At 58.6% G+C, this 14,675-nt stretch carries 9 protein-coding genes; 1 reads left to right on the top strand and 8 read right to left on the bottom strand.

Going from position 1 to position 14,675, the window contains the following annotated elements; all coding sequences use genetic code 11:
• Positions 1-17: 17 nt before the first annotated feature.
• From HGQ17_RS13845 to HGQ17_RS13810, 8 genes are all read right to left on the bottom strand, one after another.
• Entirely contained in the window at positions 18-2,816 is a 2,799-nt protein-coding gene (locus tag HGQ17_RS13845; protein WP_168888543.1) for a GT-D fold domain-containing protein, read from the bottom strand.
• Between the two features lie 637 nt (positions 2,817-3,453).
• Positions 3,454-4,170: a hypothetical protein gene (locus HGQ17_RS13840; protein WP_168888542.1), complete on the bottom strand. Its 717-nt coding sequence runs from the start codon at positions 4,168-4,170 to the stop codon at positions 3,454-3,456.
• A gap of 465 nt (positions 4,171-4,635) precedes the next feature.
• On the bottom strand, positions 4,636-5,742 hold the full coding sequence (locus HGQ17_RS13835) for a polysaccharide pyruvyl transferase family protein (protein ID WP_168888541.1): 1,107 nt from the start codon (positions 5,740-5,742) through the stop codon (positions 4,636-4,638).
• A gap of 18 nt (positions 5,743-5,760) precedes the next feature.
• Positions 5,761-6,420: a hypothetical protein gene (locus HGQ17_RS13830; RefSeq protein ID WP_168888540.1), complete on the bottom strand. Its 660-nt coding sequence runs from the start codon at positions 6,418-6,420 to the stop codon at positions 5,761-5,763.
• 30 nt (positions 6,421-6,450) lie between these two features.
• Positions 6,451-7,767: a glycosyltransferase gene (locus HGQ17_RS13825; RefSeq protein ID WP_168888539.1), complete on the bottom strand. Its 1,317-nt coding sequence runs from the start codon at positions 7,765-7,767 to the stop codon at positions 6,451-6,453.
• Between the two features lie 9 nt (positions 7,768-7,776).
• The gene (kdsB, locus tag HGQ17_RS13820; protein WP_168888538.1) at positions 7,777-9,294 is read right to left on the bottom strand and encodes a 3-deoxy-manno-octulosonate cytidylyltransferase; all 1,518 of its coding nucleotides are present in this window, start codon (positions 9,292-9,294) and stop codon (positions 7,777-7,779) included.
• Positions 9,295-9,359: 65 nt separating this feature from the next.
• On the bottom strand, positions 9,360-11,372 hold the full coding sequence (locus HGQ17_RS13815; protein WP_168888537.1) for a tetratricopeptide repeat protein: 2,013 nt from the start codon (positions 11,370-11,372) through the stop codon (positions 9,360-9,362).
• Between the two features lie 14 nt (positions 11,373-11,386).
• Positions 11,387-12,961 (bottom strand): N-acetylneuraminate synthase family protein, encoded by a 1,575-nt coding sequence (locus HGQ17_RS13810; RefSeq protein WP_168888536.1) that lies wholly within the window; start codon positions 12,959-12,961, stop codon positions 11,387-11,389.
• A gap of 292 nt (positions 12,962-13,253) precedes the next feature.
• Between HGQ17_RS13810 and HGQ17_RS13805 the strand changes: the two genes are divergently transcribed.
• Complete coding sequence (locus tag HGQ17_RS13805; protein ID WP_168888535.1) at positions 13,254-14,144, top strand: hypothetical protein; 891 nt, start codon at positions 13,254-13,256, stop codon at positions 14,142-14,144.
• Positions 14,145-14,675: the final 531 nt, after the last annotated feature.

The raw sequence follows: 14,675 nt of genomic DNA, 5'->3' as shown, positions 1-14,675 counted from the left end.
GTCAGGTGTCTCCTATCTCAAAAAAGCGAGTGAATTCCAGCGTCCAAGAGCTGATCCATAGCACTGCCTATGTCTAGCCCAACCGCGCCCGCGTGTCTTGCCGTTCTTACGAATGTCTTTCCTGCGACGCCTGCACCGACCAGTACCAAGTCACCTGGGCGAACCACATCCTGCAGCTGCTCGTTCACTTCACGATAGACGTATGGAAGTGGCCTGCCAGCGGAGACGTACTTCATGTTGTGCTGAGTTTTGTTATGTGTGGGGACCGGAATGTGGACTACACCACCATAGCGTCCATATAGCCTAGATGCTGCCTCTGGCGCGGCACTGCTAACAAGGATCAGCTTCCTAGCCGCTGTCATGAGCTCGTCCACGGTGTCTGTGGAACAGAACAAGGCTAGGTTCGCCTTGTCATCTGTATAGCGTTTAGCCGGTGCGTCGAAATGCGGCACTCCTTGGAGGACAGATAGCAGCCCTCTTCCTTGCAAAGTGTCGTAGAGAGACTTGGTCCGGTCCGAGTGGTCTCTAAGAAACCTATAAACGCTGGGTATCCCCAGGAGGTCAGCGTCAGCAACCGCCACCTCGAGGTCTGTGAGCAATTCAGCCAATAAGTTCTGCGGAATCTCCTCGCCCCACCAGTGCCGCTGCCGGTTACGCGAGTCTTCCTCAGTCAAGAAGGAACTGTACTTCTGAAAGAGGATGCCCTCACCATCACTCAGCCGGACAAACCCATAGCCTTCCTTGTCTTGCAATCTGGTCTTGAAAGTATCCAAGAGGTCGCGCTTCTGGGCAGAGTTTCGCAGCACATCAATATACGCAGCACGACTTCCCAACTGGTCGTAAACCGGTTCAACATAATCTGAATAGTCGGCACCAACTATGGGATGGCGCCTCTTGAACTCGTGCTCCACTTGCCGAAAGTCGTCGTACTCGAGCTCTCCGTCAACCTTGCGCATGCACTGCACCGACAGTTTCAGCTCCTCGAGGGACGTCACCTGCGAAGAGTTAGGATTGAAGAGCTTACGCAGTCGATCTGCCCATGCAGGGTTCGCTTCAGTGAAGCGCACAAACGCAACTTTCTTATTCGCCCCAAGCCCATCCGACGCCAGATGCTCAGCCGAGGCGAAAAGCTGAAGCAACTCATCGGGACTGCCAAAACGAACGAGGATGTCAAACATCTTGTTCTCTAGCCAACGCTTAGCTCGTGGGTTCGCGGAGTATAAGCGCACGAACCTCATCAGATTGTCACGCCCAGCTCTAGTGGGTGCTCGCCCATTCCACTCAATGGCCTTAGCTGCCAGCCAGAACTCGACAACCGATCGCGCCTGGTTGGGCCCCACACGTTGATATGCAGGACCGAGCTCCACATCTCGACGCGCAAATGCAGCATCAAGTGTACGAATTACCCGGAAATCGTCTCCGTAAAGATTGTCTACCTCACTCGCATACGAAACCAATGAGTGGGTTAGGCAGTACACATCTCGGAGCAGGTTCTCACGGTCTCTAAGCCTTAAGATTTCGGATTGCTTTAGGCGTTTTCCGCTGAATATCTCAGAAAGGAGTCGGCGCTTTCGGATCGAGTCCGCGACGTTCTCACGGGTACTGACATTGGGAAGGAAATCTGCAAGCGTCAGGAGGTCATCTTCGGACCTAGAACGCCAGAAGGCCTTGTCTGCGTCCTCTAGTCGAACCTCACTCGTTAGGCCTTGACGGACGAATCCATAGTAATCCCTGGTGATTTCGTCAAGGTCAAAACACTGAAAGACGAGGTTACCCGCGGCAATCAACTCTATGGCGACAGAAGAGTTGCCGCAGACGGCTACATGCCCTTTATGGGGGATCGTTCGCCGCACCGACATATTACGCGTATGAAATTGTTCCAAGTTCTTAGCAGCTGGGTGCACTTTCACTGCTACTACTGAAACATCGGGGTTCTCCTCGAGGGCTCTGTAAAGATTCTCGAGACTTTCGATGTTGCTGACTCCGCTTGGGTAGATGAGCGCAGGTAGTTTCCCACCCGTGCGCAGCTGCTGGCGGGTACTTCGCAACTCCGTGAGGTCGAGAGCCTTAGGATCTCTTGAAGCCACCATCACTTGGCCTGTAACTGGACCGACCCTCTCGTAAATATTCTTAGAGACTCGGTTGCGCAAAATCGACAAGTCGAAGTCCAACGGCGGGAAGTTCGTTGTGACCTCGGCATGTTGGAGGTATACCGTCTTCATGCCAAAGTGCCTTGCCAGCTTGGCGTATGCCACTGGACCCGGAGAATGGTCGTTCGCAACAACAAAGGTTTTGGCTTCTACGGTATGAAGCACTTTCCACGCCGCCAACGAAAACGATGCGAAACTGATCAGTTGGTGAAGGAGTCCTCGCTTGATGGTCGATCGTGACTCGAGGAATTGCTTGAATGCCGACTCGAGTGCGCTCTTCACCGCTGGTTGGTCTACTCGCTGTCTGGCCGCATCAAGATCGCAAAGATTCACAACTCCACTGGGCAGATCCTGGCCCTCTAGTAGCCTCTGGAGGAAGTCGATTTCTCGCCGGTTGTTGGCCGTAGTCGCGAATGCCAGGACCGGCGCAGTGCGAACGGCCGAGTCGATTCCAAATACCCTTGGTTTGGTCTCTGAAACTTTCCAATCCCATAAATCTAGGAGCTCTCGCTGGTCCGTAAGATTCCCTTCGCTGTCCACAGCTAGGCGCTCATACTCCTCCTTTAAAAGCCGATCACCCAGGATGTAGTCATAGGAAGGGTTGCTCTCTATAACGGAAGCGACCTTGTTTAACCCTTCGACTAGGAGAGATTCGAGCTGGTTCAACGACTTCCTCTTTCGACCAAAGCATTGTCACGGCCATACGTGAAACGAGTGCACGCGGGTGATGGATCAACTCGCTCAAGAACGAATCCCTGGTCCATCCACCAGGTTGCAAGTTCGCCGACAGGTGCAAACGGAGGGACCTTTAAGAGCGGGGTGGGAATCTCCAGTATTGTCTGAACAATGGTGGAAGGTAAGTCTTCTTGGCGAATGGCTTCCCAAATGGCCAATCCATCGCCAGCAACACTCCAGCTAAGACTCACTCGATCCGAGGCATGGACTGCTGTATGGGTAAACAGCTCTTTGAAAGTTAATGCCTGGACTTCCCGACGCTCTGGGACTGCCAAACCTGGAAATAACTCCTGCCAACTGTCTGTTGGTTCCAATCCATCTAAGGGCCACCCGCCGTACACGGGAAACGACTGGGTCTCCGATCCGCTGACCCGCAGTGCCCTCGGCACGATGTGTGCAGTACTAGCCCCCCGGCCAATGAGCAGTTCTTTCGCATCCCCGGTATCTACGGTACTTGGGTCGACGATCAACGCAGGCCCGTCGAAAGGTCCTTCCAACCACATGTCTACGGCCCGATCCCACGGGCCGATGTGGCACCACGCCTCCATGCTTTTCAACGTCATTCAGATCACCGAAGGGGTCCTCGGAGCGCGTTCATGATCTTCCATCTCCGCGATCGTTTAATGGCACGCAACTCCGATTGAAGGCGGTCAGCACGCCCTTTGGCGTCCTTTTCCCTCGCTCGAACTTGCTGGATACGCCGGCCTCGATCTTCATACTTATCTCGGAGGGCTTTAACCCGGGCCTGTTCCTCCCTCAATGAGCGCCGAAGTTCAGACACTCGTTCTCGGGATGCTTTGAGTTTCCTTGAGAGATCGACGAGTTTGGCTTTTTTGTCCCTTACGGCTTTGTCGCTTGCCTCTTTCTTTGCCACGTACTCTAGGAGAGTAGCTTGGGCTTCATGCATTTGTTCCATGAGAAGTACATTCTCGGACCGGAGTTCTTCACAGTCACACGAAGAGGTCGGCAACTGCTCGTTAGTGTCAGACACGATGGTCTCCACTGCGCCAACAATGTCTACAGTCGTTGTGGGAAGCAGCGTAGAAGCCTGCAAAATCCTGTGGAGAGACTGAGCTTCGCTCTCGCGCAGCATCTCCAGGGCCTTTAACTCATAGAGGTCCGAAACCTCGACAAACAGAGGGTTATCTGCCACCGTGCTGGTTCGGCTCGGGTCTACTGTGAGTTCCTCCAGTTCCTTCTCGAGGACAGCTGAACTCTGACACAACCGCGCTTCATCCACCAGGGAAACCCGCCCTGCGTACTTCGAGTAGAACTGAAGCAGCATCGATACCGTTCTTTTCCAAGCGTGAAGAACTGTATCTGAACGCTCCCCCAGCCGGAATTCGGCACCGATGCGCTTATGAGGAGTTGGATAGCTAACGACGACGTGAACTGTCTCGGATTCCAGAAGTCGTGCTGCATCAGCTAACCGATAGCCCACGCTTCTCCGCCACGCCGGACTGGAACTTGTGATCGTTTGAGGCCACGTGTCATCCGAATGCGCCTCAAGCGCGATCAACGCGAATCGCGGATCTTGACGGTCAGTCACATTCTTCCCCTTTGTTTCAACACACAGCCGGTGCAACTCGCTCCTCCGGCGCAGATCCCGACTAGTCCCCCAGGCTACCTACTGCAGGCTAATTCAAAGTGGAGGCTCGACGAGGCTAAGGCTTCGACCTCCCCTCGAACCTCTGACCTGGGGTTTCTGTGAGCCATACAGCCTTTCATCCACTATGAAGCCAGCCGAACCCTAAACGGGGGCTGCCTCGGCGAGCGCCTTGAGATCAATAGGCGCCTCGGGATTATCAGTGCAGACAGCAGCCAGGTCTGAACCCACGCGGTCCAAGGAATTGAGATTCAGGGGCTCGGGGGCAGAGCGACCCACAGACTGGAAATAGTCTTCGAACTTCATGCCGTCGCCAGAGATCCGTTTCTTCGCCTTCGGCGCCACGCACCAGCGGACCGGGATGCCATAAGCATGAGCAACGATCACCCCGTGCAGTGACGTAGAGAGAACTGCTTCGCAGGAGAGCAGTTCGCGGATAAACGCCTCGATCTCGTCGGGCCCCACCCGCCGGATATCGATCAGCTTCACATCGGGGTCAATATTCTTCACAGCGCCGCGATGCGCCACATGCAGAATCATCCCCAGTTTGTGCTTCTTCTCGACCTGCGGATTGTAGATCTTAGGCAGGAACCAGGCAGGGTCCCCATAGACCTCCGGCATACTCCCGCCCTTGCGCAACACGAGGTCACGGGTAAGGGGTCCACGCACCGCTCGGTAGTCGGCGTCGGGCGCTAGCTTGTCCTCCCGGCGCGGGCTGCCGGCGCCCCAAACCGGAGTCCCCTTCTTCGCAAACTTGATGATCGATCCGACTGCCAGAAGGCGGTCACTCTTATTGCTGAACCGCGGTGGGATACCGGTGAGCCCCTCAATGAGGTATGGGTTGATGATGTCACCGAAGTTTCCCGGATATGGGGTCTCCATCCACCAAAGCTTGACCCGGTCACTGTTCTTGACGCCCATCTCTTCAGCACGCTTATTCAGCTCAGCCCGGGCCTTGCGGCTCTTCATCATCGCCACGTTCGGACTCTTGGACTGTTGGGCTTCGGCAAACAGCCGGTCAGCCTCATTCCAGTGATGCCTGTTGAGCGCCGCCTGAAACTCAGCACGTTCGGCCACTCCCCCGAAATAAGGGTCCTGCTTACGTTCCTGCACCTGCTCAGCCAGTTTGTCCCATTGCTTGGTCTTCAGCAGGAAGCTGGTGTACTGGTGGAAAGGCCGAGCATCCTCAGGCCCGGCCTCGAAGACCTTCTTGAAAAAGACATCCGCCTCGACCTCGTTCTTACCGCGCACCGCCTGCCGAGCCGCATGCTAGAAGACGCTCTTCTGCCGTTTCTGGGAGAGAACGCCCAATGAGTGTTGTTCCACCTGGTCCATGGAGTCCCGCACGTTCCCAGAGTCCCCGTGGAGGAAGTAGGCGGTGCCGTCGTCCTGTTTACGGGACTTCACCACAGTGTTCGGGCGCAGAAGGTGGAAACTGAGCTTACCCTCCCACTGGGTGAGAGCCTCCTGGAGGAAGTAGTCATCGGTGGCACGAAGGTCCTCACCCTTCTTCTCCATCAGGGATACCGCGAAGTTCAGAAACTCGATAGTTCGCTCGTTGTACCCGAAGGCGAGGTAGGAGGGTACGAAGAGCCGTGGGAGCTGTTCGGGGTCAAAGGTCACCAGGTAGCGGAAGGCCCTCAGATAACAGGTGGAGTCAGCCGCTGACTTCAGGAGGTCCTCGGGCCGCTGCAGCACTTGGGTATCCACATCTATCCAGGCGATGGGTCGCTTGTGCTTGAGCAGCATGTCCCGGAAGAACTGGATCTTGTACTTGCAGATATCGGCCCAGTCCCAGCCTTCAGGGATCTCTATCCGAGAGATATCGTGATCGATACCGAAGCGATCTAACTGCTTCTCCAGTTTCTCTGCTGCTTTGAAGTAGTACTGCTTACCGCCGGCAAAACTGGTGATGATGGCTTCGGTCATGCCCGGGAGATTACCCAGGTGCTGTTACCGCTAGATTTCTGTTATACGAATTTGGCGCAAACGAGTGGGGTTCTTTCCCCTGGTCAACACGGTAAGCCCAGTAATCCGGGTCTGAGGGTGAACATCGACCACTGCGTGGCGAGTCACTCCGAACTGCTTCCGGGTCGGCACCCAGGTGGTGTAACCATATTTGCGGTGATACCGCACATCCGAGCGGGTGTACTGCTGAGTACACTCCGTGCAGTGCAGGTCGAATCCGTCCTCGGCCTCCACCTGCCACTTCACCGCAATATCCTGACTGATCGCCTCCTGCTCAGAGGTGAAGTCCACCTCCAAAACAAAGGGGCGGTTCAGCTGAATCTCAAAGGGCACCCGCTCCTCACAGAGATCCAGCTCCTCATCCAGCAGCTCGATGGTCTCGCCCTCAGTGCCGTGGGCGACAGTCACAGCCTGCGCTAGGACCGGGAACTTCTCAGCGACGACGTCCGGATCCGCCGGGGGTGCATGCTGGATCCGGCTCAGGGCATCGGCATACCAATGCCGGGAAAGCTGGCGAGTCCTATGCAGTACCCCTGATTGAGTCTCGTGCAGGATCCGGAAGAAGGCCGGTTTACGGGAATCAGTGATCACCGGGGCCCCACGGTCGGCGAGGTCATGATTGTCCTGGCTAGCATCGACGTACCGCTCCGGAACATGAAGCCATCTATCGGTATCCCTGCTGCAGATGGAGGCCATACCCATAGAAATCATGGGGTAATAGGTCTCGCGAGCTGCACATAGCCGGCCATCGCGCCACACACCGGAGAACCCGAGCCCCAGGGACACCCGGAAGCCCACATTCTCAGCGCCGACATAAGGTTCCAGCAGGGTGAAGTAGTCAGTGGAGAGGATGTCGTCGTCATCTAGGCGGTATGCGGCGAAGACCTCCGCCTCTCCCCCACCGGCGGAGTCCCGGGCGTCCAGCAGTTCGTGGACGACCTCCTCCGGGGGCAGGAACCCATCGACCACACCACTGGTCTGATGCAGATGCAGCAGCGGGAACTGCTCAGCTGCCTCCCTCAGGCGCGTCTGAAAGGCCTCTGGGAGGTTGGCGGAATAGGAGACCACATGCCGGACCTCGTGGCCGTGTGCTGCAATCTGCTCGGCTGCCAGCTGCAGCTGAGGCAGCGACCACTCCAAGAGGATCTTGGCCCGGCGTTCCAACCGGTCATGGTCGTAGAGCCAGTCGAGGTATTCCTGGCGGGACTCGAACATCGAGACCCCGCTGGGCCGTGTCCGGGTGGCGTTGAACCATGCGGAGCCGTAGGCATCAATGCTGAACCGCGTATGCCCCAGAAACAGCGTCATCGGCCCGACTCAGAGAAGCTCAAGCCCGCGCTGCCGTTTGGCGGTGACGATGTCCTCCAAAAGGTGGAACTGGTGCTCCCAGTCGATGTCCATCGCCACATCCTGATCCATCTCGAAGATCCGGGGGTTGGTGCCGACCCGGTCGCCGACCTCCCGCATCCGCACAAACGGCATGAGGTAGGCGGCGTGGTTGATCTCAAAGAGAGGGTCGATATCCTGGCTGCGCGGCCACTTCTCCTTGGAGTCGTCATAGTTGAACGGCTTGGCCGCAGCATCCCAGAGGAAAGCATGCAGACGGGTGGCGGTGACCAGGCTGTCGTAGCCCTGCTCCTCAGCCTCCCGCCAGGCAGCGATGAGGTCGGAGAACGTGGTGGCGGTGACCAGCGGGTGAGTCACATGGGTCATCATCATGATGCCCTCATCCTGCAGCTCAGCGGCGTACTGGATGAATTTGCTCATCGGGGTGGATGAGTCGGCCAGATCATCGGGCCGCTCGTTGATGGTGATGGGCTTATCCGTGGTTTCGGCGAACTTGCGGGTGAAGTCCATAACCACTGGGTCATTGGTGGAGACGATGATGTTGTCGATCTCCGGCACATTCACCAGCTGCTTGAGCTTCAGCTCCAGCAGACCGCCCTCGAAGCCTGCGAACGGCCGTGTGTTCTTGTCCTTGACCCGCTCGCTGCCCGCACGGCAGGGCACCACCGCGGTGATCGGGGTGCTGGTCCAGCGGTGCTCGGCGACGGCGTCGCGCGGCTGCTCCGGCGCGGAGGCCTCATGGCGGTACTGCTCGAAGAGGGCATCCCCCTTCATCTGCTCCACCATCTCGATCAGGTTCTCCGGGGTGTCCACGGAGAAGGAGTCATGCTCGACCACACCGATCTGGACCTTGTACCCGTTCTCCAGGAACCGCAGGTGGTCGTGACCTTCCAGGGCCTCCAGCGGGGTCTTCTCCAGGGCCATGTAGTCGTCCAGGGCGCCCTTGCGGAAGGAGATGAGGTGGTAGGCCTTCAAGAATTGGGTCACCCCAGAGCGGGAGGGTGAGGGGATGTCCTCCCGGGAGAAGTACATGGCCTCTCCGGCGAGGTTGGTGACCACTTTGAAGTCCGAGGGCGAGTTGACCTTAGTGGACTCGCTGGCCAGCAGCGAGGTCGGCCCCTCGGAGTCCAGCAGCGCCTCAACCGAGGACTGGATGTGATCGGGGTTCAGTGCGGGCTCGTCCCCGTTGATCAGGCAGATGACGTCATAGTCCATATCTGCCGAAGCCTCCGAGATCCGTTCGATCCCGGTGGTGTGCTCGGAGGAGGTCATGATGGCGTTGCCGCCGTAGGACTCCACCAGAGACTTAATCTCCTCGGAGTCGGTGGCGATGTAGACCTCGTCCACAATCGGGGACATCTGTACTCGACGCAGCACATGGATGACCATGGGCAGGCCACAGATATCGGCCAGAGCTTTGCGGGGCAACCGGGTGGATTCCAGACGGCTGGGCACCATCGCAATGACCTTATGGCCTCGGAACGCCATGAACTTTTCTCCTCCTCGAGTGCGGGTGCTGCTGTGGTGCCGTCTTGGACCACCAACCCGTAAGCCTAGCGCAGCACCCCTGCCTCTTCGACAGCCCGCACGTATTCGTCAGGAGTTTGGGCCAGCACCTCGGCGGCACGGCCCTGTGCGGTGACTCGTCCAGTGCTCATCAGAGCCTTCATGAACTTGAACTCCGACTTCACATCATGGGAGACCACGATGTCGTTGATATGGGAGTAGGGCCCGAAGGTATCCCCATGCCGCCAGCCGGTGGTGAACATGGAGTTGCCGGTGTAGAGGTCTGAGTTGAATACGCAGATCTCCTCGGGCTCGAACTGCAGCAGGTCATAGGCCATCCGTTGGATGCCCAGGGACCCACCGTGGAAACACAGGGAGAAGTCCTGCCGGTAGAACCGCAGCCAGGGCAGCTGCCGGTGAGCATGCGCGGCGTAGCTGAAGGGCCGGGCGTTGACGACTTTGACATCGCCGTTCTCCGCGGCCGCAGCAATCCCTTCAAACAGAGAGGTCAGATCCTGACCGGAGTAGTAGGTGATGTCTGTGCGGCTGCCCTGGGCGTCCTTATTCTCCTCAATGAACTCCGGCTGATAGCGAGGACGCACGACGACGTCGTACTCGTCGATGATGTGCCCGAGACGGTCACCGGTCTCCGCCGGCCCCACCAGGGCGACGCGTTTGCCCTTGATGAGCTTTTCCATCCGATCATCAGCGGTCAGTGGGGTCCGCTTCCGGGCCTTCTTGGAGTACTTGATATAGGGGACGGCGTCACCGGCCCAGAGCTTGGCATCAGCGTGCAGCTTCTCGATCTGCAGGCTTTCAAACTTGTCCCCCGAGGGCCAGAACTTCACATCCGCCAGTCCTGCAGCGGTATCGGCGTCGTCGAGGTAGACATAGGCCTTCATGAGGTTGCGCAGGGCATTGGGGGTATCAATAGGTTTCTTGCGCAGTGCCCGGACCCGTTCCTGGGCGTCTCCGGCACGCAGGGCGAAACCTGCAGCGAAGTGCCGGGCGAACTGCAGCCGGGTGATCACCAGGCCCAGTGCTGTCCGGTGCAGACTCCTACCCCGGTTGAACTCCTCGGTCAGCGTCTTGCCCAGAGAGTCCACCTGCTCCTGGGTGGGGTGTTCCTCCCGCCAGAACAGCTGATCCAGCTGCTCCTGGATCGCCGGGTCATCATAGGGAGTGCCCGATTTCTTCCGGGTCTCCAGGCGGCGGACGCTGCGCCAGATCCGTGCCCAGTCCATGGGGCCCCGGGTGCCGGCGTTGATCAGGCCGCTCAGTGCCTTCATGTTCTTGGGGTTGTCTCCGAAGACCCGCTCGTAGTAGGTCATCGCCTTTTCAAACTTGGCGATGTCTGGGCGGCGGTAGATCTCAGCCAGTTGGAGGTACCAGTCCTCCTGGGGGCGTTTGAGCACGGCCATCTCCAGCAGTGGCAGGGCCTTGTCCACGTCACCTGCGGCGACCAGAGCTGTGCCGTACTCATAGAGGACAACCGGATTGCCCGGTGCCAGCTCATAGGCCTTCTTCAGCGCCTGGAGAGCTTCCTCGCTGTTCGGAACGGCAGAGCCTTTGGCCAGGCCCAGAATCCAGTCGTGGACCACGCCTTCTTCTGGCTCCTTAAGCAGACACTGGGCCAGGGCGAGATGGCGGTGGGCGGTCTCGGGGTCCAGTTCCACTGCGCGGCGCCGCAGCCGCAGGGCGGTGGCGTTATCCCCTTCCAGTGCCGCACGGGCGGCGACTCGCTCCAGGAAATTGGGGTGCGCAGTGTTGTTCTCCAGGGCGAGGTCTGCCAGTTTGGCCTCCGGTCCCGGATAGTTCTCCAGGATGATGACAGGCAGCCGGCGCGTCCGAGGGCGGGGTTTGCCGGTCATCTGCACTTCAGCCCGAGGCATGAAGTCTGCGCTGGAGTCAGAGACCCATTCGGCGAGTTTGACCTCACCGCCGGGGACCCGACCAAGGATATTGGCCCAGGCCGCGACTCCCTGCTGCTTGGCCTTCTGCACCACCAGTTGCGGGGAGAGGCCCTGCGGTGCCTTTTTCTTTCTGTTGCCCCGTGCCATATGCCAACCAGTCCTTAGTACTTATGATGCTCGGAAGCGGTGATCTTCTTCTCTGTGGAGCCCACGTGGATCTGCGCCTTGCGCACTGCGTCCACGTACTCCTTGAAGGCATCAGTGGTCAGATCCACTGCTACCGCGTCGAAGTGTGCCCACTCGGTGTTGCCGAGCTTCACATGCTTCTCCACCATCCCGGCGCCGGCGGCCACGGCCAGCGCGGAGGCCATCCACCCGAAGTCGTGGGAGGAGTAGCCGGGAACGACTCGCGGACCAGGCTTAGATGCCTGCTGCTCAGCCAGCTGGGCGTAGTGGCGGACCACTCCAATATTGGTGTGCTCATCGGGGGTGGGGTATGCCGAGTTGCAGTGCAACAGGTAGAGAGTGTCCTGCTTGGTGAAGGTCTCCAGGAGCCAGTCTTCGTACTCCTTGTCGGTCATACCGGTGGAGATCACCAGGGAGCCGGTGTAGTTATTGGCCACATACTCCAGGTAGTCGGTCTTCCGGGAGATGGTCGAGGGCAGCTTCACCAGCGGGATGTCCAGCTCTTCCATCATCCACTCGAAGGAGGGCTTATCCAGCACCGAGGCGAACCACTTGATACCGAGGTCCTTGGTGAGCTCGTCGAGGAACTTGAAGCCTTCCTTGTCCAGTTCCAGCTGGTGGCGGTAGTCGCCGAAGGTGCTGCCGAAAGGTGACTTATAGGGAGCGGCGAGCTGTTCGGGAGTGTAGAAGTGCTCGACGTCGCGCTTCTGCACCTTCACCCAGTCCGCACCGGCGGAGTGGGCGGCCCGGACCAGCTTCTCCAACCGGTCGAGGTCACCGAAGTGGTTTGTGGTGATCTCCGCGGTGACCTCAACGGTGGGGATCTCCAGATCCTCGTCCTCCGGGGAGAGCTTCTCCTGCTCCTTGACGGTGACGTGGAACTTCTCGTTCAGCGCCTCAGTGGTGAGATCAGAGAACTCATGGGTCCCAACGTGGTGGACATCCAGGTTGGAGTCCTCCAGAACGTAGAGCGCATTGCGCAGGATGTACTGCTGCAGCTCCACGCCAGCCTTGCGGTGGGAGGTCAGCTGCGGGGTGAACTGAGTATTGGCTGCCCGGGCGTTCCCCTCTGAGGGGGTGAAGTCGAAGCCGACCATGTAGACGGTCTGGGTTTTGCCCTTGTGGTCTGCCACAGTGCGGGCGACCTCCAGAGCGGTGAGGAACATCGCCTCTTCGATGGCGATCTCATCCCGATTCTGGAAACGGCTGAGCATGATGTCTTCCTGGTCATTGCTCAGCGACTTATAGGGCAGGTTCACGACCTGGTGGCCAGGGGCCTGGAAGTTCTCGATGGAGGTGATGTAGGCCTTGGAACGCAGCCCGTCGTCCTTGAGGGAGTCGGCGACCCACTCCTCGTGGAAGATGGTCACATCCACGGGCTGGATGCGTTCGGCGTCGTTGATTCCGATGACCAGGTTTCCTTGGAAGGCCCTGGATGAGACGGAGTCCGCCGAGGGACCCTTGCCCAATATGACGATTGTGTCCGAGTCATAGTCATCCGCGATGGATGCTGCCAGTTCCACAATCGGTGCTGTCGCCGTACTTGTCATGAACGAAAAACCTCACAGTGGTGTAACGCGCCCGGGGTGACGCCGTAATGGATTGTACACAGGCGGTTGTAACCTAATAGTTATGACTCATGCAGCGCCGAGTAGCACCAGATCAGCCGGGATCGCAGGGATCTACACGGCGGAAACACTCTTTATTGAGGAACAAATAGAACCTCAGCGTGAGCAGCGCAACACTTGGAAGTCACAAGAAGTTCACTCTGCAACCAAATTATTGGGCCGATCTGCGCGGTTGTTAAAGGTTTCCCCCAAACGCATTGGTCAGGGAAACCTTGTGTTTAATCAGAACGGCCGACCAGTGGGCAGTGTGGACGGGGCGATGACCTCCCTGGTCAGCCATCAGGCCCGACGTGCCTGCGCCTCGCGTTACATGCTGCGGGCCTATTTGAAGGCCTCGGATCTGACCGTGCCGGAGGGCAAGGTTTTCCCTGTTGCTCAGGTGGAGAACGCCTTGGAGTATTTGCAGCAGTTGGGCCGCCCGGTGAATATCCGCCCGGTGGCCGGACAGCTGCGCAGCCAGTTCAGCACCGGGATCTCTACCGAGGGTCAGTTGGCCTATGCCTGGGAGAGTGCCGCCGAGGCTTGTGCTGCCCTTCCCGCGGTGCAGCGGCAGATCCTGGTGGAGCGCTATCAGCTCGGCATCGATCTGCGTATTCACGTCGTCGGGGAGGAAGTGACCGCTGCGGTGGTGCGGCTCCCCTTCTATGTAGTGGGTGATGGCGAATCGGATGTGGGCAAGCTACATGAACAGCTGGTGGCCGAATTGGACGGTGACCCCTATCTTCAGCCACCCGCGGCTGAGGGTGTTGAGTCGTTCCTGACCTGTTGGGGCAAGAAGGTCTCCTATGTTCCGAAGGCTGGCGAAATTCTTCCTCTGGGTGAGACGTCCCAGGCTGGAGCCCGGGAGGCCATCACTGTTGATGTGCTGAATAGGGTGTCCTCGGGTCTGCGGGACCTCGCGGTGGATGCTGTCTGGGCTTTCCCCGGCCTGGGTGCCGCCAGTGTTGATCTGCGGGTCCGTTCGGTGGAGGAGCCCGACGGCGCGGTCATCCTGGGTGTGGACCCCGCTCCGGATATCTCCGAGTTTCGCTACCCCACCTACGGACAGTACCGGCGGGTCGGCACCCATATGATCAACCACATGGTCCGCCAGGCCGGCCTCTAGCCTCCCCACCGCCCTTCGGCGAGCAGTACCACCGCACTCTGAGCGCTCGAGCGTGTAATACTGCGAGAGGGATTGGGGGATCTCGGCAAGGTCCACACTAGTGTTGCGACACAAGACTGATCTCCCAAGTCCGGGAAGGCCTTAACGGCAAGAGCGGCCAAGGCCCGGACCAGAGGAGCATTCACCGGCACGAAGATCCGAGCGGAAGTCATACCCTCGCTAAGCCGCAGCGAAAACCCGACCTACACGAGATCGAGTTCACCGAGGATGGCAGAATGATCCGGGGTTAGGGCTTTGCCATTCGGCTGGCTCATCGGAATGACGGTGATCGGTATGTGGGGCTGGCTTCTGTTGATTTCGGCAGTCTGTGGGTTCTCTGCCTGCATGATCCTCTGCTACTACCCAGCGTGCCGTCAGTGGTTCGCCGAGAATCGTCAGCCCGCCGGATGGGCTCAACAGAACTAGGTGTATTTCCCCGTGAGGTTGTGAACGCGGGCTGAGGGAACAGCGCCTCCGAGCGCGGTGTGGGTT

Origin of the sequence: Nesterenkonia sedimenti (assembly GCF_012641515.1) — a bacterium.
In the GTDB taxonomy this organism is placed as follows: Bacteria; Actinomycetota; Actinomycetes; order Actinomycetales; family Micrococcaceae; genus Nesterenkonia; species Nesterenkonia sedimenti.
This window is presented reverse-complemented; position numbering and strand designations above follow the sequence as displayed.